Origin of the sequence: Micromonospora sp. NPDC050417, from assembly GCF_044458865.1 — a bacterium.
GTDB lineage: Bacteria > Actinomycetota > Actinomycetes > Mycobacteriales > Micromonosporaceae > Micromonospora_G.
Window position 1 is genome coordinate 106576 of record NZ_JBITIH010000014.1, and the last position, 19549, is coordinate 126124.

The window sequence follows — 19549 nt, forward strand, 5'->3', positions numbered from 1 at the left end:
TTCGAAGCCAGACACGGCCGCGCCCTCCTCTCCGTCGTACGCGAAGGGTAGCCGTACCCGGTCGGAGCGGGTAGGCACGATCCGCGTCCTGCTGGGTCGCGCGTACTCCAGGTCAACCGTGCAATCCGCCCGACAACAGTGCACTATGTGCACAGCAAAATGCACGATCGGTGAAGGCGCCACACCGGGCGCCGCGCCTACGGTTCAGGTCATGACTCCCGACACCATCGTGCTGGTGCACGGTTTCTGGGTGACGCCCCGCAGCTGGGAACACTGGATCACGCACTACGAGCAGAAGGGGTTCAGGGTCATCGCGCCTGGATACCCCGGGTTCGAGGTCGAGGTCGAGGCCCTCAACGCCAATCCGGACGTCATCACCGCCGTCACCGTTCCAGCTATCATCGACAAGATCGAAAAAGTCATCCAGGGTCTGGACCAGCAACCGATCATCATGGGCCACTCGGCCGGCGGCGCGTTCACGCAGATCCTGCTCGACCACGGCTACGGCGCCGCTGGTGTCGCGCTCAACTCCGCACCCACCGAGGGTGTACGGGTGGTGCCGCTGTCGCAGGTGAAGTCGACGTTCCCGGTGCTGAAGTCGCCGGCGAACCGGCACAAGGCCGTCGGCCTCACGTTGGAGGAGTGGACGTACGCCTTCACCAACACCTTCACTGCGGAACAGTCCAAGGCGTTGTACGAGCGCTACCACATCCCCGCGAACGGCGGCATCCTGTGGGGCAGCGTGCTGGCCAACTTCCAACCCGGCCACCAGGACACCTGGGTCGATTACCACAACGACGACCGGGCCCCGTTGCTGTTCGTCTCCGGCAGCGAGGACCACATCATGCCGCCGGCCATCCAGCAGTCCAACCACAAGCACTACAAGTCCAACACCGTCACCGAAATCCGCGAATACCCCGGGTACGCCCATCTGCTACCGGCGCAGAGCGGTTGGGAAGCTATCGCGGACGAGGTCCTCGACTGGGCACTGCGCCACGCCCGGACCGGCCCCGTGCCGACCATCGGATGACCGAGGTCCGGATCACACACATCGGCGGGCCGACCACCCTGCTCGAACTGGGCGGGGTGCGACTGCTGGTCGACCCGACCTTCGACAGCCCCGGTCGGCGGTACTCGTTCGGCTGGGGCACGTCGTCCCGAAAGACCGCCGGCCCGGCGGTCCCGCCGACCGAACTCGGACCGCTGAACGCTGTGCTGCTCACCCACGACCAGCACGCCGACAACCTCGACGACGCCGGCCGGGCGCTGCTGCCCACGGTCCCCAAGGTGCTCACCACCGTGGCCGGCGCGCGGCGGCTGGGCGGCACCGCCGTCGGACTCGCTCCGTTCGAAACCGCGAACGTCGGCAACCTCGCGGTCACCGCCACGCCGTCGCGGCACGGTCCGGCATGGGCCGTTCCGCTGGTCGGACCGACAACCGGTTTCGCGTTGCGATTGGCAGGCGAAACGGAGGTGGTGTGGATCTCCGGAGACACCGTCCTCTATCCAGGGGTGCTGGAGGTCGCCGAGCGGTTTTCCATCGGCACCGCGATCCTGCACCTGGGCAAGGTGCAGTTCGGCCTTACCGGACTGACCCGGTTCACCATGACGGGCCGGGATGCGGCGCGGCTGTGCGAGCGGATCAGGCCACGCCGGATCGTTCCCGTGCACTACGAGGGCTGGTCACATTTCCACGAGGGCCGGGAGGAGATCAGCGCGGCGTTTCCTCGGGACAGGCTGACCTGGCTCACCCCCGGAGTCCCGGCCGTGTTGTCCTGACGGCTTCACGGCCGCGTCGGCGATCGGGGGGTCGGCGGTCAACGCGGGGATGCTGCTGACTTTCGGGGCGAGTACCCGAATCGGCGCTCTGCGGTGTTCGCCGGCTCCCGATCGTGGTCATCGGGCCGCGTCGTCGGTCACACGAACACCATCGGACGCTGCTCGTCTCTTCGTATCACCGGTTCGGCGGCGATCATTCCGAGCTCGGGCGTCCCGACGATCGCCTTCTTCACGGACTCGATCGACGGGGTGACGCGGCGCCAGTTCGAGCTGGCTTTGCCGAAGAGGCGGAGAACGCCTTGGCATGTGCGCTGCGTCCCCGTGCCGATGGCGGTCCTCCTGCGTCGACGGCGTACGCGGAGTCGCGCCGCGTCACGAGGAGTCTGCCCATTCAAGGCGAACAATTAAAAGGAGGGAAGGGAAAATAACCACCCCTTTCCACCTCCAACATATAGCACACTGGGGGGCTTGTGGCAAGACCCGGGTGGTGGCGCAGAATCGCTGGCTGAAGTCAGAACCTGCGGAATGGGGGAGTCGCGAAATGCGAGTGTTGTTGTCGGCGTATGACTCGCGTGAGGGCGTCGAATCGCTGTGGGGACTAGCCTCAGATCGGAACTGGTGAATTGAGCCCCATGACTACCAGTGTGTTCGACCTTCCGGACCGCCTCTGTGCCAAAGCCGACCCGACCCTGATCGCCGGCGACGAGCGGCATTTCGCTGCCATCGCGGCGAGCCTCGAACAGTCGATCGCCGACCTGTCCGACCGCCTCGATGCCGAGCGCAAGGCACCCGGCGGCGTCGGCCAGGCGGCGATGGACCGGGACCAGGAGATCTACCGGCTGACCGCCCGCCTGCGCACGCTGCGCCGATACGGCTCAGACCTGTGCCTCGGGCACATGATCGGTGTGGACGATTCCGAGCCGGTCTACATCGGACGACTAGCGCTCACGGACAGCGGGGGTCGACGGCTGCTTCTCGACTGGCGATCCCCGGCCGCCGCGCCGTTCTTCGGCGCGACCCATGCCAACCCGATGGGTGTGACGAGCCGCCGCCGGTATCGCTGGACTCGCGGCCGGATCACCGACTACTGGGACGAGGTGTTCACCCCGGACGGGCTCGAAGGGCACGCCGCGCTCGACGACCAGTCCGCCTTCATCGCCAGTCTGGGTGGCAACAGGTCCTCCCAGATGCGGGACGTGCTCGGCACCATCCAGGCCGACCAGGACGCCATCATCCGCGCGGGATCCCACGGTGCTCTCGTCGTCGACGGTGGTCCCGGTACGGGGAAGACCGTCGTCGCGCTGCACCGCACCGCCTACCTCCTCTACTCCGATCCCCGCCTCGGTCCTCGCCGAGGTGGTGTGCTGTTCGTCGGTCCGCACCAGCCCTACCTGGCCTACGTCGCCGACGTCCTGCCGAGTCTCGGAGAGGAGGACGTGCAGACCTGCACTCTGCGGGACCTCGTCGCCGAGGGGGCCACAGCAAAAATCGAAACCGACCCGGAGGTCGCCGGCCTGAAGTCGTCCGCGAACCTGGTGCACGCGATCGAGGCGGCCGTCAGGTTCTACGAGGAGCCGCCGAGCAAGCCGATAACGGTCACCACCGAGTGGTCCGAGACCCGGCTGAGCGCCGACGACTGGGCCGAGGCGTTCGAAACCCCGGATCCCGGCACCCCGCACAACGAAGCGCGTGAACAGATCTGGGAGAAGCTGCTGGAGATCCTGATCGACAGGTACGACGGCGACGAGCCGGAAGACCTGCTCCTCCGGTCGCTGCGGCGAAATCGGGAACTACTCGCCACGTTCAACCGCGCGTGGCCGCTGCTGGAAGCGGCTGACCTCGTCGGGGACCTGTGGTCGGTACCCGCGTACCTCCGCAAGTGTGCCCCCTGGCTCAGTCTCGACGACATCCGGAAGCTGCGGCGCGCGGATGCCCAGGCGTGGACGGTCTCCGACCTGCCGCTGCTGGACGCGGCACGCCGGCGGCTCGGCGACCCGGAGGCGTCACGACGTCAGCGTCGGCACAACGCCTTTGTCGCTGCCAAACGCGAGCAGATGGACAGGGTCGTCGAGGATCTGCTGGAGGCCGAGTACGACAACGAAGGCGCCATGATCATGCTGCACGGACAGGACCTGCGGGATGCCCTGGTCGACGAGCCCGCATTGCTCAGCACCGACCCGGATCTGCTTGCCGGCCCGTTCGCGCACATCGTCGTGGACGAGGCTCAGGAACTGACCGACGCGGAGTGGCAGATGTTGCTGCTCCGTTGCCCGTCCCGGAGCTTCACCATCGTCGGGGACCGCGCCCAGGCCAGGCACGGGTTCGCGGAGTCGTGGCAGGAACGGCTCGAACGGGTCGGGCTCGACCGGATCGACCTGGCCTCCCTGAGCATCAACTACCGGACGCCGAAAGAGGTCATGGCGGAAGCCGAGCCGGTCATCCGGGCGGTGCTCCCGGACGCCAACGTGCCGACCTCCATCCGTAGCAGCGACGTCCCCGTCGTACACGGGTCTGTTTCGGATTTGAGTGGGATCCTCGACACCTGGCTCGCCACGCACGCCGACGGCATCGCGTGCGTCATCGGCGATCCCACATTCCAGGCGACGTCCCGCGTCCGGTCGTTGACCCCGGAACTCTCGAAGGGGCTCGAGTTCGACCTGGTCGTCGTCATCGACCCGGAGGCATTCGGCAAGGGCATCAGGGGAGCGGTGGACCGCTATGTCGCGATGACCCGAGCGACGCGGCAACTCGTCATCCTCACGAGACCTGACAACATGGTTGCCGCCTGACAGCGGGGATCAACGGGGTACGGGCGAGCGCATGACGTGCCCTGTGCCGGCGGCCCGTCTCCATTCGGGGCCGCCGGAGAGGTCGACCATAGGGGGTACGGGTTTGGCTCTGACACCGTGCAGTCGTACCGGCCCGACCAGGTGCGCCGATCGGTGTGTCCCGCTTCAGACGGCCAGGGCGGCGTATCGGCCGTTGTCCTGGAGCAGGCTGGCGTGGGTGCCGGATTCGATGACCCGGCCGTGATCGATGACGGCGATCTGGTCGGCGTCCCGCACGGTGGAGAGCCGATGGGCGATGGTGATCGTGGTACGGCCCTGGGCGAGCCTGTCGAACGCCTGCTGGACCGCGCGTTCGGTCTCGGTGTCCAGTGCGCTGGTGGCCTCGTCCAGGACCAGGACGCGGGGATTGCGGAGCAGGGTACGGGCGATCGCGATGCGTTGCTGCTCGCCACCGGAGAAGCGGTGTCCACGGGAGCCGACCATGGTGTCGTAGCCCTCGGGAAGGCCGCTGATGAGGTCGTGGACCTGGGCTGCCCGGGCGGCGTCCTCGATCTCCGCGTCGGTGGCGTCCGGTTTGGCGTACCGCAGATTCTCCCGCACCGTCGTGTGTAGCAGGTAGGTCTCCTGGCTGACCACTCCCACGATCGAGGCGAGGTCGGTGAGCCTGAGGTCCCGGATGTCGATCCCGTCGATGGTGACCCGGCCGGCGGCGGGGTCGTAGAGCCGGGTGATCAGCGCGGCCGTCGTGCTCTTGCCAGAGCCGGTCTCGCCGACCAGCGCCAGCGTGGTGCCTGCGGGTACGTCGAGGTTGACGCCGGCGATCGCGGCGGTGTCGCTGCCCGGGTAGCTGAAGCTGACGTCCTCGAAGCGCAGTTCTCCCCGGATCCGGGAAGGGTCGACTTCCACTGGCCGGTCCGGGTCGGCGACCTCGATCGGCAGGTCCAGGTATTCGAAGATCCGTGCGAACAGTGCCAGGGAGCTGGTCAGCGTCACTCCGACACCGAGAAGGCCCATCAACGGCCGAAACAGTCCGGACTGTAGGGCGGTGAACGCGACCAGCGTTCCTATGCTCAGCGAGTCGGCGGTCATCGGCAGTCCGGCGCTCAGATAGATGATCGCGGGGATCGCGGCGAAGATGATGTTCATGGAGGTCATTCGCCACCGGCCGGCGAGATCGGCGCGGAGTTCCAGGTCGATGAGGCGGGCGGAGGAGGCGGTGAAGCGGTCGATCAGCGAGGCGCCGGTACCCATCGTCTTGCTGAGCTGGACACCGCTGATCGACAGGCCCTCCTCGATGGTGACGTTGAGGTCCGCGAGCTCGCGCTGGCGTTGTGCGGTGATGGCCCGGCGCATCCGGGCGACCTTGCGGGTCAGGTAGATCGACGGGGGGAACACCACGAGGGAGACCAGGGACAGTTGCCAGGACAGGGCGGCCATGGCGACCGCGGTGGCGATGGTGGTGGTCAGGTTGGACGCGATGGAGGTCGCGGTCGAGGTCACCACCGACTCCATGCCGCCGATGTCATTGGTGATGCGGGACTGCACCTCGCCGCTGCGGGTCCGGGTGAAGAACGCAATCGACTGGCGGTGCAGGTGGGTGAAGACGTCGGTACGCAGGCGGTGCATGACCTGTTGTCCGACGGTGGTGGAGATCCAGGTCTGGATCACACCGAGAGCGGAGGTGACCGCGGCGACGGCCACCATGCCGAGAACCAGCCAGACCAGCAGGGTCAGGTTGCGTTCGGGTAGTGCCTTGTCGATGACGGTGCGCAGGAGGAAAGGTGTGGCCATCGCGATCATCGAGGCGGCCACGATGATCGCGGTGACGGTGGCCAGTTGCCACCGGTGTGGGACGAAGAGCCGGCCGATCCTGCCCAGCGATATCTCGCGGGCCTGGGCCTTCTCCGTGCCTCTGGTTGTGGGGTCGACTGATGGAGGGCCGCCGGAACGGCCTCTTCGTTGCTTGATGTCCGTTTCCAAGGAGATGTCCACCTTTACTGTGTGATCATGAGTTGATGCTGAGGTTACCTCAACTTGAGGTAACAACCAGAGTTGGTGGTAACCTATTCCCGTGACGGCACAGCAGGGTGGGGAAGAGGACGAGAGTCTGCCCGAGGCGTTCTGGGGGGTTGCCCGCCAGCTCCGCCACCTGTCCCGGGAGACGCTGCAGCCGTGGGAGGTCACTCCCGGTCAGGCTCGGGCCGTCCACGTGCTGACCCGGCACGGCGTGATGCGGCTCAGTGAACTCGCCGAGCGCTTGCGGATCGTGCCGCGCTCCACCACGGAAGTGGTCGACAGCCTGCAGGAACGTGGCCTGGTCGAACGTCGTCCCGACCCCCACGACCGCCGGGCCACCCTGGTGGCGCTCACCGAAGAGGGCGCGAAGGTTGCCGTGGCCATCCGGTGGGCGCGGGACGCCGAGGCTGAGCGCTTCTTCGGTGGCCTCAGCGAGCCAGACCGCGACCACCTCGCCCGAATCCTGAATCAGCTCCGTGGCCAGGCGCGCGCAGACTGAGGCCACCTGGTGCTCGTCGACGATCACCGCGCGACGCTCGAACGACGTGCTACCTATTGTCCTAGGAAGCTTTAGGGGTAGTGGCGCCCGCACCCGGCACGTTGTTGATCAACTTACTGTTCACGTCACCGTTCACCACTGATCGCCCAGCCGGACCTGTACGTTTCCTCGCGGCCGGCACAGTGGAGGGGATCCACGCTGCTATAAGATCCGGAGCACCTCCTTGTTCTCACCCGAACGTCGTCGCCGTCACGGCGCGGCGCGAATCCTCGCGCTGGCGGCGTTCGCTGTCACCGCGTCCGTCACGGCTGTGCCCACCCCTGCGGCGGCGCATCCGTTCGGCGACCCGCAGACCGTGACCATCGCCCTCGACGAGCACCGACCCGAGATCGTTCACGTGCGGTGGCGCGTCGGGGGCCCGGACGACCTGACCCTGCTCGGGGTCTCGCTCGGCCTGCTGCCGCCCGATCGCGTCATGCTCGACGGCGCGGTGGACTACCAGAGCACGGACCCGACGGTGGTCGGGTCCTCCGAACAGCTCGTGGCCTACCTGCTCAAGCAGATAACGGTCGCCGACCAGGGACGGCCGTGCGTCGGCGTCGTCGAGCCGCCGAGAGCCCTGGCCAGGACCGGCGCGACCGTCGACTACACGTGCCCGGAGCCGGTCGGCACGGTCACGGTTGCCGTACGCATGCTGACCGACCTCAACCCCGCGTACCGGGCGTTGGCCACCGGCCCCGGCGGCCAACGCGCGGTGTACGACACGGGCACGGACTCCCACGACTGGGTCCTCAGCGGCGCGGCGCCTGCGGGCAGCACCCGCCTTGGCCACAGCGCCGCCGTCCAGATCGTCGCCGTCGCGGGCGGTGCGCTGATTGTGGTCGGCGCGGCGGTCGCGACGTTGGTGGTGTCCCGACGGATGCGCCGACGGAGGGCCGCCGCATGACCGGGATCATCGGGTACGCCGGATCCATCGCGGACCGGTTGCAGGACATCATTCACGCACCGGGTGTGCCGCCGCTGGCGTTCGCGCTCGCGTTCCTTGCCGGCGCAGGACACGCGGTGGCACCGGGGCACGGCAAGAGCCTGGCCGCCGCCTACCTTGTCGGCTCGCGTGGCCGGCTCCGCGACGCTGCCTGGTTGGGTGGCTCGGTAGCCGTCATGCACACCCTCTCCGTGTTGGTGATCGGCGTGGCGTGGACGTTCCTGTCCCTGTCCGACGTGATCCGGATGCAGGAGCTCACGAGCTGGCTGCAGCTCATTGCCGGGTTGATCGTGCTGGTCACCGGTGGGTGGATGGTGCGTCGGCACCTGCGAGGCGCCGGCCACGGGCACAGCCATGGCCACGACCACGACCACGGTCATGACCACGGACACGGCCACGCCCATGGACATGACCATCACCACGAGCACGGCAAGCGCCCCGGCCTGCTCCTGCTCGGCATCTCCGGCGGCCTCACTCCGTCGCCAGCCGCCTTCCTCGTGCTGGCGACCGGGCTGTTCCTCGGCCGGGCCGGGTTCGCCCTGCTGCTCGTCCTGACCTTCGGCATCGGAATGGCTGTCGTCCTGTTCGGCGTCGGTGCCCTCGCGGTTGCGGGCAGTTCCCTGGTCGTACGCGGAGCGCAGTCCCGCGCCGTCCTCCGGCTGGCCACCCGCGTGGCTCCCGCCCTCGCGGCCAGCGGCATCACACTGTTCGGCGGCGGCCTCGTCACCGTCGCCGTAATCCACCTCGCCACGGGCGGGTAGGGCCGGTCACGAGAGTGTGGCGAGGTGACAGAGCCGAAGCATCCTCCTAGACGCGCGGTCCGAGGAACAGGCCACCACCTGCGTGGTCCGGCCGTACCCGGCGGATCGGCACGCGCGACACCGTGAGGGTTCCCCGCGACGCCCCCGACGGTCGTCAACGCGTGGCTAGGTACCGGTCACTCGCGGAGAAGTATCTGCCGCATGGCGCGGGTGCGGTGTTCTCGTTCGACTGCGCCGGCGGCCGGGCCGGCGGACAGGATCTGATCCGAGGCGTGACGCTCTGGTCTCACCTGGCCAATGTCGGCGACGCGAAGAGTCTGATCATCCACCCTGCCAGCACGACCCACCGCCAGTTGAACGATGACGAACTGCGGGCGGCCGGCGTCGCGCCGGGGACCGTGCGCCTGTCGGTCGGCACCGAGTCGGTCGAGGACCTGATGTGGGACCTGGAGCAGGGTTTCGCGGCGGTCGCCGCGACGGTGGGGAAGGAGGCGGCGACGGCATGACCGCAACCGATCTTGACCGTTACCAGGATCCGTCGACGATTCAGCGGGTTCTCCACGGCGGGCGGACCACTGCGATCGTGGGACTGTCGAACAACGAAATACGCGCCAGCTATTTTGTCGGCTACTACCTCAAACGGCACGGCTACCGGGTGATTCCCGTGAATCCCCGAGAGACGACGATCCTCGGCGAGACCAGCTACCCGAGCCTGCTCGACGTACCCGTGCCGATGGACATCGTGAACGTCTTCCGTGCGCCGAACGCGCTGCCGGCGATCGCCCGGGAAGCTGTCGCCATCGGCGCCGGTACCCTCTGGTGCCAGTTCGGTGTGATCAACGCCGAGGGCGGACAGATCGCGGAGGACGGCGGCGTGACGGTGGTGATGGACCGCTGCCTCAAGATCGAGCATGCGCGCTACCTGGGTCGGATGCACTGGCTCGGCTTCAACACGCAGCGCATCACCTCCGTACGCACCGGGCTCCAGTAAGCAACGGGGCACCGCCGACGGTGCGAGCTGGACCGTCACTCTGGTGTGGGCCGGACCCCCGCGTCGAACCCGGCGGACGAGGGCGGCTCAGGTATTGCGCTGGGCGCGCCGCCGGACCAGGAGCAGGATCAGCAGGATGGCGAGCAGCACGACGGGGGCACCTGCCATCAGCAGCCACCCTGGACGCGAGGGTGTCCCGTCGTCCGCCTGGGTCTCACCGGACCCGCCGGAACCACCAGCTCCGGCGGCCTGGGTCGGAACCTGCCCACCAGGACCGAGCTGGCCCCGGGAGACGAGCTGTCCGACCTTCGCGTTCGCGGGCAGCCCGAAGCCCCAGTCGAGTAACGCGGCACCCTGTTGCCAGCCGGCGAGCGGCTGATTCTCCCCGCCGAGCAGGGTGACCAGCAGCGTACGTCCGTTCCGTTCGGCGGCGCCGACGAAGCTGTGCCGGGCCAGGTCCGTGTAGCCGGTCTTGCCACCCAACCCACCGGGATAGCGGTGCAGCAGTTGGTTGTCGTTCCAGATCGGGAAGGCCTTCGTCTTGTTCGCCGCCTGCGCGGGGACCTGTGCCAGTTTTGTCGCGGCGTACCGCCGGAAGTCTGCTCTGGCGAAGCAGGCACGGGCGATCAGGGCAACGTCGTACGCGCTGGTGTACTGACCAGGACCGTCCAGGCCGGATGGGGTGGCGGCGTGCGTCTGGTACGCCCCGAGTTGGCGGGCCTCACTGTTCATCGCGGCGACACCGCCGGCCTTCCCGGCCGATCCACCGCCCAGCCGAGCCAGTACGTTCGCCGCGTCGTTGCCCGAGTTGAGCAGCAGTCCCAGCCACAGTGTCTCGATCGAGTACCGGCCGCCCTGGACCAGCCCGACGGCCGAACTGCCCGGCTCGAAGTCGAGGTCCGATTCGGTCACCTCGACCATGCTGGTCGGATCCACGTGCGGCATCACCGCCGCTGCCAGTAGCAGCTTCTGCACGCTGGCCGGTACCCCGTACTCGTGCGGGCCACAGCCGCCGAGCACGGCGCCGCTGGTCAGGTCCGCCACCAGCCATGAGGTCGCGGTCACCGCCGGCGGCGTCGCCGAGCCGGGCGGAGCCACCAGCCCGGGGGTGGCCAACCCTGCCCCGCCGACCGCCGCGTGCGTCGGATCGAGGGGCGGTGGCGCGGGTCGGGTCGGTCGGGCTACCGGCGGGGTCGGCGTGGGGCACCGGCGGTTCGACGTGCCCGCTCGCACCGTGTTCGGCTGTCTCGCGGGTGTGGTCTGACTCGTTGTCGCGACCTGCCCCGCCGTCGCCACTGCGGGCGTACCGACTGTCATCACCGGCGGTAGCACCAACACGGCGCCGGCTACGCTGAGTATCAGCAACCCTCGGGCCATACTTCGGAGCGTAACTTCGACCACTCGTACGGGTGACGCTTTTGTGAACGGCCCTGCGTGACCAGCACCCGATCTCCGGGGTGTTAGCCGCCTGCGGGGACGGTTGGCGTGCGTGCCACGTGGAAGTTGTCCTGTATCGCCTGCTCAGGGTCCTTCCTGGCCTCGACCACCCGAAATTCGACAGTGTGGCGAGTTGGACGATTCGCCACATACTGATCGTTCCAGTGGCACGTTGGTGTCCCGTACGAGCCGTGGTGGACCAGGTGGTCCTCTTCGGAGCGTTCCGAGCACCCTCTACCTGCATAGATAGACATCCATGCGGGTCAGCGATCACAATCTACCCGGGTCCGCGTCTGACTCCACAACTCGACGCGGCTCCGGCGAGCGCTGTGGTCGGCCTTCCCGGTGCCGCGGCACACGGAAGGGAGGTACGCGATGTCGATACCTGGACGCGCTGTCATCGCCACCACTGTCCTACTGGTGGTGGCGCTGGCCACCGGCGTCGTCGCGCCGCCGGCACAGGGTCATGGCAGACAGCACCACGATGTGCACCCCTCCCTACGACCCGACCTGGTCGCCTTCTACGACTTCGACCACCCCGTCCGAGGCACCCCTGCCCGGGAGCGGGACCAGGGCCGGTCCGGCACCACGATCGACCTGGTCGCGGGCGGCGCCGCGATGCGGGTGCGGGACCGCGCCTATCCCGGCAGCGGGCGGGCGTTGCAGACCCGGCAGGTCAACCCGACCGAGGCCGGCAACGACGACTGGAAGGCCGGCGTCTACTCGCCAACCGGGGTGTCGAGCCTGCGTGCCTTCAACGCGGCCGAGGGAATGACGGTCATGGGCTGGGTCAAGATGACCGGGGAGAACCCGCAACCGAACTCCAACACCGCCAACCCCGAGGACCGGTTCAACGCCATCGGACTGGCCGGCGTACTGACCGGCGACTCCGACGGGCACGCCGTCCGGGCACTGCTCGAACTCATCGACGTGAACGGCGAACTGCGACTGGTCGCCCTCGGCCGCCGGCTGGACGGCGGCAACTCGCAGACGTACGCGGCGAGCGCGGACTGGCGTACGTTGCTGCCGATCGGCGAGTGGGTCTTCCTCGCCGCCACCTTCGACTTCACCGACGGCACCCTGGCGCTCTACCGCAACGGGAATCCGATCGACGGCTTCTACACCCGGGCCGACGACCCGTGGTTGGTCGCCGGCCCCGGGGAGCACCGTACGACGGCAACGGACCCACGGGGCATCAAGATCGGTGGCAGTTTCCCGCAGGGTACCCGGGAGCAGAACCCCTGCGACTGCCGGCTGGACTCACTGATGTTCCTCGACGCCGTCGTCTCCGCGCGCGACGTCGAGAGGCAGTACCGCTACGTGACCGGACGACGCTGACCCACCCACCACCGAATCCCGCTGTCGAAACGGAGTGATCCCGCGTGCGTATCCCATCCCGTCGTGTCTGGAGGTCGGGGACGACGGCCCTGTTCATGGCCGCCGCCCTCGTCCTGTCCACCCTGGTCGCGGCGACCCCGGCCCAGGCCGCCGACGCCATCTACGACCCCGTGCCGGATCAGCAGATCCAGTCCCGACTCGGGCTCGTTCTCACCGAGTACGCCGCGTTCCCGAAATCCGAGCCGAATCCGGCGCCGATTGACGCGCGCCTCATGCGGCAGGCCCGGATCAACACGATCATGGAGGTGCCGGACGGTTCCGGTCGGCGGGCCGTACCGGACCTGAACGGCAGCCTCTACTTCGTCCGGGACGGCGTGCCACACGTCTACCTGGACGTCGCCGGTACCTTCGCGCCGAAGTTCTTCTCCGGTCGCGGGCTCGGCCAGGGCTTCGGGTATGTCGCCTTCCATCCTGACTTCCGGCGCAACGGCACGTTCTACACGGTGCACACCGAGGCGGCGTCCACCGCCACCGAGGTGCCGGACTACACCCAGAGCGGTGCCGTCTACCACGGCATCATCACCGAGTGGACCGCCACCGACCCGGCGGCGGAGACCTTTGCCGGCACCCACCGGGAGGTGCTGCGGATCGGCTTCGGTGGACAGGTGCACGGCATCCAGGAGATCAACTTCGACCCGACCGCACGGCGGGGAGACCGCGACTACGGCATGCTCTACGTCGCGGCTGGAGACGGCGGTCTCGGCGTACGCAACACCGACCCGCAGAACCTGGCGATGCCGCACGGGAAGCTGCTGCGCGTGGACCCGGCCGGCACGAACGCCCCGAACGGGCGGTACGGCATCCCGCCGACGAACCCGTTCGTCGGCCGCGCCGGCGCCCTCGGCGAGATCTACGCGTACGGCATGCGTGACCCGCACCGGTTCAGCTGGGACCGGGCCACCGGCAAGCTCTACCTCGGTCACATCGGCGAGCACGCCATCGAGGCGATCTACGAGGTACGTGCCGGCGACAACCTCGGCTGGAGCGAGCGGGAAGGCGCCTTCGTGTTCGACAGGACGTCGACGGTCGCCTGCGACAAGATCTTCCCGCTGCCGGCGGACGACGCCCAGTACGGCTACACGTACCCGGTTGCTGCCTACGACCACGCGCCGGCGCCGGGCTGGAACTGCACCTCGGACGTGGGTGTCGCGGTGGCCGGCGGTTTCGTCTACCGGGGTCGGGACGTGCCGGCGCTGCGCGGCAAGTACGTCTTCGGCGACCTTGTCGACGGGCGGGTGCTCTACACCGAGGTCGACCAGATGCGGCGCGGTCGCGACCTCGCACCGATCCACCGGCTGGCGCTCTTCGACGCCACTGGCAGGTCGGTGCGGATGCAGGACCTCTCCGGTCCGGGGGCGCCGGGCGACCCGAGCCGGGTCGACCTGCGGTTCGGCACCGACGCCCAGGGCGAGCTCTACATCCTGGCAAAGGCCAACGGCAAGATCTGGAAGGTGAGCGGTACGCAGGAGTTCGCCGACGCGAAGGTCGGTGACACCAGGGTCCGGGACACCATGCGCCCGAGCAACTGGGCCCCGGTAACCCCGTCGAAGTGGCGGTTCACCGGCAAGCAGGTGATCCTCGCCGAGGCGGGTGAGCAGCGGCCTGGGCCGCGTCGGCCGTTCGAGTACGCGGTCCTGACCGCCGGTCCGGCACTCGGCGCGGTCGAGATCCGGGCCGAGGTACGACTCGACACTCCGGTGGAGGTGACCAACCGGGACGTGATCATCGTCTTCGGGTGGAAGTCGGACACGCAGTTCTACTATGCGCACCTCTCGACCGACAACACGATCTACCCGCACAACGGCATCTTCAAGGTGGACAACGCGGACCGGGAGCGGATCGACTACCAGTGGAACGGGCGCTCGGAGGGCGCCGCGCCAGCGGTTACCGACGCGGGCTGGCACGAGGTTCGGGTGAAGCACCTGCCCGCGACCGGTGAGATCGCCGTGTACGTCGACGGCGCGAAGGACCCGCTGATGACCGCCCGGGACACGACCTTCCCGTCCGGACGGGTCGGTTTCGGCTCCTTCGACAACATCGGCAGCCTCCGCGACCTGAAGGTACGCGGCGCGCCGGCCTGACCGCGCTGGCCCTGCGGTGGTCGTGGGTCGATCGCCCCGGTCGATGTCGTCCGGTTTCGCGATCGACCCCCGACCACCGTGAACGACGCGGCTCCCGTGACACCGAGTGCGGTTACGGCCTTGCCCCGGCAGAGCGGGTCGAGTGGCTGTCGGAGACGGGAGCCGTCGGCCGTGGCCTGGAGGACTCCGAGGACCGCGCCATGCTCAGGGAATCCTCAGCGGTACGCGGACTGGTTGGCGTCTACCCGTGGACGGGCGCACGCAGCCGGTCGAGGTGCTTGTGGACCGCGTTTCGGCTCAGGTTCATACACGCGATCTTGCCGTCGAGGCGGGCCAGTTCGGCGGCGAAGAGCCCTTCCAGGCTCTCGTCCACCGCGGACGGCGTCTGCCCGGGTGACCCGTCCTGTAGCAGCGGGATGATCAACTTGGTGGGCAGGCCGGACCGGATGAGGCTGCTGACGAGCACGGCCCGCGTGACGTCGCTCTCGCTGTAGTCGCGGTATCCGTTGGCCCCGCGAACCGGGGAGAGCAGACCGCGCTCCTCGTAGTAGCGCAGCATCCGGATCGGGACCAGGCTGCGCTTTGCCAACTCGCCTATGCGCACGAAATCCTCCCTTGACCCTCACATATATGTCAGACTTTACGGTCTCCGACATGACCGTTCAACTGTCGGGCGCAGCCCCAAACCTGTCCCGCAAGCTGCCCTGGTGGCCACTGCTGGTGCTCTCCGCGGCAGCGTTCGCCACCGTCACCGTCGAACTGCTGCCCGCGAGTCTGCTTCTGGAACTCAGCGATGACCTGGACGTCGCGGAGTCCACCGCCGGCCTGCTCGTCACCGCCTGGGCGCTCACCATCGCAGCCGCCAGCATCCCCCTGACCCGCCTGACGACCCGGGTGCCGCGTCGACACCTGCTGCCGCTTCTGGTGCTGCTCCTGGCCTTGGCGACCGTGGGCACCGCACTCGCGCCGTCGTACGGTTGGGCCCTCGCCAGTCGAATAGTCGCCGCCAGTACGCACGGCGTGTTCTGGTCACTGCTGGTCCCGACCGTGGCCACCCTTGTGCCTCCGGCGATCCTCGGCCGGGCCGTTTCGGTGGTGCTGGCGGGGCCGGTACTGGCTGGCATCGTCGGCATCCCGCTCGGTGCGGCCATCGGCGAAGGCGTCGGCTGGCGCCTGTCCTTCGGTCTGCTGGCCGCACTCCTGGGAGCGGCGTCGGCGGCCGTCTGGGGCCTGTCGTTGCAGGACGCGCCGAGTCCCGTGGCTCGGCGGGTGGGCCGTGATCCGGCGATGCGGGCCGTCCTCGCCGTCGCGTTCGCCACGGGGCTGGTGCTGACCGGTCACTTCATGCTGTACACCTACATCGCACCCCTGCTGTGGCAGTTCGGCGGGTACGCCGCCGCCGCCCGCACCGCGCTGCTGCTCGTCTTCGGACTCGCCGGTCTGGTCGGCATCGTGGTGTCCGGGCCGTTGTCCGACCGGTTCCCGCGTCAGGCACTCGGATGGGTCAGCGTCGCCTTCGCCGCAAGTGCCGCCTCGCTGGCCCTGCTGCCCGTGAACGTGGCCGTGGCGGCGGTCGTGATCGCTCTGTGGGGAATGCTCATCGGGCTCCTCCCGCCGGTCTTCCAGACACGCCTGCTGCGCATCGCCTCACCTGGCCGGGAAGCCGCCGTGGGAGCGGTCGGCATCACCGTACTCAACATCGGCATCGCCGCCGGCGCGGCCTCCGGTGGCCTCGTCGTCGGCATCTGGAACGCCGGCGTGCTGCCCGTCGTCGCGGCCGGCATCATCGGGGCGGCCGCGCTCGGGCTGCTCGTGAACGGCACCCGCCGGGACCGCGGGTCCGAGGGCGTCCCCGCCGCTGAGTCGGCATCCTCCGCAGGGACACGGCCAACGGATGACCGACAAGGCAGCACCGCCTCGGGGTGAGCGGCCGGACCGAAAACTCGGTCCGGGTGGTGGCGCAACGATGCGGGGGACCGGGGGTACGCCTGGTCCCCGTACCCCTCGACGAACGCGAACCCGAAGTCGGCGCCGCGCGGCAGTGTTCGTCTGAGTGAACGTGATCCAAGGAGAGGAAGCTGTTCTTCGGCATGCTGCCCGTGTGGGTGAGAACGTCGATCCCGCCGTCGACGTGACCGGGCATACGGCCGTACTCACGAGCGCCGTCCACTGTGGTCGCGGCGCACACGTCGTCGACGATCTCCTCTAGGATCAGCACCCGGACAAGGGTGGGACAATTCGAAAGAAGGACGGATGGCGGACCAGGACCGGCCGGCTTCTGTTGGTGTCGACACCTCGAAACCCAGCATCGCGCGAGCCTACGATGTTGTTCTCGGGGGCAAGGACAACTTCGCGGTCGACCGGGCCGTGGTCGGCGAGATGCTCAAGATCGTGCCTCAGTTGCCCGAGGTGGCGGCCTACAACCGGCAGATCCTCAGTCGAGGTGTCCGCTACCTGGTCGAAGAGGCAGGTATCCGGCAGTTCATGGATCTGGGATCGGGGCTCCCGACGCGTGAGAACACCCACCAGGTCGCACAGCGGTCCGCGCCGCAGGCCCGCGTGGTCTACGTCGACAACGACCCCATCGTCCTGGCCCACGGCCGGGCCCTACTTGTCGAGAACGAGAACACGACCGTGGTGACGGCCGACCTGCGAGACCCTCAGTCCGTACTCGCCGACCCCGAGGTGCGCCGCTTGATCGACTTCTCCCAGCCGGTCGGCATCCTGCTTGTCGGCATCCTCCACCACCTGCACGACAGCGAGGACCCGCAGGGCGTCGCCAAGGCGTACATGGATGCGGTGCCCTCCGGCAGTCACCTGTTCATGACCAGCTTCTGCGCGTCCTTCCCCGAGGCCGCCGAGCTCGAGGAGACCTACCTCAGCGTGCTGGGCACCGGCCGATTCCGAACGCTGCCGGAACTCCAGGGATTCTTCGGAGATCTTGAGATGGTCGAGCCAGGCCTGGTCTCTCTCCCCGAGTGGCGGCCAGAGGCTCCCATTGGTCCCGACCTGTCCGTAGCCGAACGTCTCATGGCCGGTGGCATAGCCCGAAAGCGCTGATTGTCGTAAGGAGGATTCCGGGGCGGCCACGTCGGAATCCGCGCAGAGCGACGGGGGCCGGATTTCGGCCGACCGCAGCGCCGGTGACCTGGCCGCCTTCCTGGTGATGAGCATGCAGGGCCTGCGGGTGAGGGGGCGGTCACCCCAGACCGGGACGTCTGATGCGCTCCGCCGAGGCAGGGCCGAGCTGCTCGTAGTGACGGCCACGGTGCCGGTGACACGGGGTCAGGCCACGCGTTGGGGGGTGCCTTCCCGTCGAGGCACGTCACGTCCGTGGGATCAACTTCGTCGGATCGGGGCCCCTACAGGTAGGTTTCTCGCCGTGGAGGAAGTCGATCGCGCCATTGTCGCCGGGTTGACCGCTGACGGCCGGATGTCGTACACGGACCTGGCGGAGAAGGTCGGGTTGTCGGTGTCCGCGGTGCACCAGCGGGTACGCCGGCTGGAGCAGCGTGGCGTCATCACCGGTTACACCGCCCGGGTCTCCTACGACGCGCTGGAACTGCCGCTGACCGCGTTCGTGGCGGTCCGTCCGTTCGACCCGTCGCAGCCGGACGACGCGCCGGAGCGGCTGGCCCACCTGCCGGAGATCGAGTCCTGCTACTCCGTGGCGGGGGAGGACTTCTACCTGCTGCTGGTACGGGTCGCTGGCCCGGCTGACCTTGAGCGTGTGTTGCAGGAGATTCGTACCTCGGCGAACGTCACCACCCGAACCACGGTCGTGCTCTCCACGCCGTACGAGGGCCGGCCACCTCGGATCAGCCGCGATCCCGACTGATCGGCGGGTTGGCCGCGCCACCGGTGTTCCATCGCAGGATCACCGGTCGGTCGTGCTCGTGTCCGAGTGCCGAGACGGTGGCCGTGTCCAGCCGGAGCAGTCCGCCGCCGCTCGGTGGTAGGCCGATCCAGCGGGCGCCGGCGACCCGGAGGCTGTGGCCGTGCGCGACCAGCGCGACGTCGCCCTCGGGGAGCAGCGCGGCGGCCCGGGCGAGCACCCGGTCGAGCCGGTCTCCGACCTGGTCGGGGGACTCGCCGTCGGGACAGCCGTCGGTCCAGAGGTTCCACCCTGGGCGCTCGACCTGGATTTCGGTGGTGGTGCGCCCCTCGTAGGCGCCGTAGTTCCACTCGACGAGGTTGTCGTCGACCGAGGTGACGGCCAGGCCGGCGAGTTCCGCGGTGTGCAGGGCCCTGCCCCGAGGACTGGAGAGCACGGCGGCGAAGGTCCGGCCGGCCAACTCGTCGCGGACCGCACGGGCCTGCCGCTCGCCGTCCACGGTCAGCGGGATGTCGGTGTACGAGGTGTGCCGGTGCGAGGCACTCCACTCGGTTTCGCCGTGCCGGATGAGAACGATCTCTGCCACCTGGCTAGTTAAGCACGTTGGATGGCACCTAGCTTCCTAGGACGCTGTACGGGGTGTGCCCTCGCCCGCCACAAAGCCGCCAACGAGCCGGGGGTTTCCGCCAACCCCCGAGGGGGGACTCAGCAGGTGGCCGAACACCGACTACTCCCGAGGAGTCGCGATGAGCCTCACCGACAAGGCCAAGAACAAGGCGCAGCAGATGGCGGGTGCCGCCAAGGAGAAATATGGCGACGCGACCGACAACGAACAGATGCGCGCCGAAGGTGCACGGCAGCAGTCGGGTGCCCAGACCAAACAGGCGGGCGAGAACGTCAAGGACGTTGGTCGGAACATGAAGGACGCGTTCAACAAGTAGCTGACGGTCGCGTAGACGACAGTGGGGCCCCGGTACG

The 19549-nt window shown here is 68.4% G+C and carries 18 protein-coding genes; 14 read left to right on the forward strand and 4 right to left on the reverse strand.

Annotated elements, in window-relative coordinates; all coding sequences use genetic code 11:
• The first annotated feature begins 211 nt into the window (after window positions 1–211).
• The 3 genes from ACIBF5_RS19310 to helR all read left to right on the forward strand — a co-directional run bounded on the left by ACIBF5_RS19310 (window position 212) and on the right by helR (window position 4568).
• Complete coding sequence (locus ACIBF5_RS19310; RefSeq protein WP_396813394.1) at window positions 212–1030, forward strand: alpha/beta hydrolase; 819 nt, start codon at window positions 212–214, stop codon at window positions 1028–1030.
• A complete protein-coding gene (locus ACIBF5_RS19315) occupies window positions 1027–1779 on the forward strand; it encodes an MBL fold metallo-hydrolase (RefSeq protein WP_396813396.1) in 753 nt (250 codons plus the stop codon). Before ACIBF5_RS19310 ends, ACIBF5_RS19315 begins: the two co-directional genes overlap by 4 nt.
• Before the next feature lie 632 nt (window positions 1780–2411).
• Complete coding sequence (gene helR, locus ACIBF5_RS19320; protein WP_396813398.1) at window positions 2412–4568, forward strand: RNA polymerase recycling motor ATPase HelR; 2157 nt, start codon at window positions 2412–2414, stop codon at window positions 4566–4568.
• Between the two features lie 165 nt (window positions 4569–4733).
• Here the strand turns inward: helR and ACIBF5_RS19325 are convergent, their stop codons facing one another.
• Complete coding sequence (locus ACIBF5_RS19325; protein WP_396813601.1) at window positions 4734–6452, reverse strand: ABC transporter ATP-binding protein; 1719 nt, start codon at window positions 6450–6452, stop codon at window positions 4734–4736.
• Between the two features lie 187 nt (window positions 6453–6639).
• On the opposite strand from ACIBF5_RS19325, the gene ACIBF5_RS19330 reads away from it, so the two are divergent.
• The 5 genes from ACIBF5_RS19330 (at window position 6640) to ACIBF5_RS19350 (ending at window position 9820) form a co-directional block, all read left to right on the forward strand.
• Window positions 6640–7083 carry a MarR family winged helix-turn-helix transcriptional regulator gene (locus tag ACIBF5_RS19330; RefSeq protein ID WP_396813400.1) on the forward strand — a complete coding sequence of 148 codons (444 nt, stop codon included), beginning with the start codon at window positions 6640–6642 and terminating at the stop codon, window positions 7081–7083.
• A 223-nt stretch (window positions 7084–7306) separates the two neighbouring features.
• Complete coding sequence (locus ACIBF5_RS19335; RefSeq protein WP_396813402.1) at window positions 7307–8029, forward strand: hypothetical protein; 723 nt, start codon at window positions 7307–7309, stop codon at window positions 8027–8029.
• On the forward strand, window positions 8026–8829 hold the full coding sequence (locus ACIBF5_RS19340; RefSeq protein ID WP_396813404.1) for a cobalt transporter: 804 nt from the start codon (window positions 8026–8028) through the stop codon (window positions 8827–8829). The genes ACIBF5_RS19335 and ACIBF5_RS19340 overlap by 4 nt, the downstream gene beginning before the upstream one ends.
• 161 nt (window positions 8830–8990) lie before the next feature.
• Window positions 8991–9335: a PLP-dependent transferase gene (locus ACIBF5_RS19345; RefSeq protein WP_396813406.1), complete on the forward strand. Its 345-nt coding sequence runs from the start codon at window positions 8991–8993 to the stop codon at window positions 9333–9335.
• Window positions 9332–9820, forward strand: coding sequence for a CoA-binding protein (locus ACIBF5_RS19350; protein ID WP_396813408.1), 489 nt, complete (start codon window positions 9332–9334; stop codon window positions 9818–9820). Before ACIBF5_RS19345 ends, ACIBF5_RS19350 begins: the two co-directional genes overlap by 4 nt.
• An 87-nt stretch (window positions 9821–9907) precedes the next feature.
• On the opposite strand, the gene ACIBF5_RS19355 is transcribed toward ACIBF5_RS19350, so the two are convergent.
• A complete protein-coding gene (locus ACIBF5_RS19355) occupies window positions 9908–11137 on the reverse strand; it encodes a D-alanyl-D-alanine carboxypeptidase family protein (RefSeq protein WP_396813603.1) in 1230 nt (409 codons plus the stop codon).
• A 495-nt stretch (window positions 11138–11632) separates the two neighbouring features.
• On the opposite strand from ACIBF5_RS19355, the gene ACIBF5_RS19360 reads away from it, so the two are divergent.
• Together ACIBF5_RS19360 and ACIBF5_RS19365 are read left to right on the forward strand one after the other, a co-directional pair.
• Window positions 11633–12595, forward strand: coding sequence for a hypothetical protein (locus tag ACIBF5_RS19360; protein WP_396813410.1), 963 nt, complete (start codon window positions 11633–11635; stop codon window positions 12593–12595).
• 95 nt (window positions 12596–12690) lie between these two features.
• Complete coding sequence (locus ACIBF5_RS19365; protein ID WP_396813412.1) at window positions 12691–14736, forward strand: PQQ-dependent sugar dehydrogenase; 2046 nt, start codon at window positions 12691–12693, stop codon at window positions 14734–14736.
• Between the two features lie 241 nt (window positions 14737–14977).
• On the opposite strand, the gene ACIBF5_RS19370 is transcribed toward ACIBF5_RS19365, so the two are convergent.
• Window positions 14978–15340 carry a MerR family transcriptional regulator gene (locus tag ACIBF5_RS19370; RefSeq protein ID WP_396813414.1) on the reverse strand — a complete coding sequence of 121 codons (363 nt, stop codon included), beginning with the start codon at window positions 15338–15340 and terminating at the stop codon, window positions 14978–14980.
• Between the two features lie 50 nt (window positions 15341–15390).
• Here ACIBF5_RS19370 and ACIBF5_RS19375 point away from each other — a divergent pair, with 50 nt between their 5' ends.
• From ACIBF5_RS19375 to ACIBF5_RS19385, 3 genes are all read left to right on the forward strand, one after another.
• Complete coding sequence (locus ACIBF5_RS19375) at window positions 15391–16662, forward strand: MFS transporter (protein ID WP_396813416.1); 1272 nt, start codon at window positions 15391–15393, stop codon at window positions 16660–16662.
• Window positions 16663–16989: 327 nt separating this feature from the next.
• Window positions 16990–17796, forward strand: a complete 807-nt coding sequence (locus ACIBF5_RS19380; RefSeq protein WP_396813418.1) for an SAM-dependent methyltransferase — start codon at window positions 16990–16992, stop codon at window positions 17794–17796.
• 322 nt (window positions 17797–18118) lie between these two features.
• The gene (locus ACIBF5_RS19385) at window positions 18119–18574 is read left to right on the forward strand and encodes an Lrp/AsnC family transcriptional regulator (RefSeq protein WP_396813420.1); all 456 of its coding nucleotides are present in this window, start codon (window positions 18119–18121) and stop codon (window positions 18572–18574) included.
• On the opposite strand, the gene ACIBF5_RS19390 is transcribed toward ACIBF5_RS19385, so the two are convergent.
• Window positions 18555–19157: a histidine phosphatase family protein gene (locus ACIBF5_RS19390; RefSeq protein WP_396813422.1), complete on the reverse strand. Its 603-nt coding sequence runs from the start codon at window positions 19155–19157 to the stop codon at window positions 18555–18557. The two genes, ACIBF5_RS19385 and ACIBF5_RS19390, sit on opposite strands and share 20 nt — an antisense overlap.
• Window positions 19158–19317: 160 nt before the next feature.
• On the opposite strand from ACIBF5_RS19390, the gene ACIBF5_RS19395 reads away from it, so the two are divergent.
• Window positions 19318–19512: a CsbD family protein gene (locus ACIBF5_RS19395; RefSeq protein ID WP_396813424.1), complete on the forward strand. Its 195-nt coding sequence runs from the start codon at window positions 19318–19320 to the stop codon at window positions 19510–19512.
• The last annotated feature ends 37 nt before the right edge of the window (window positions 19513–19549 follow it).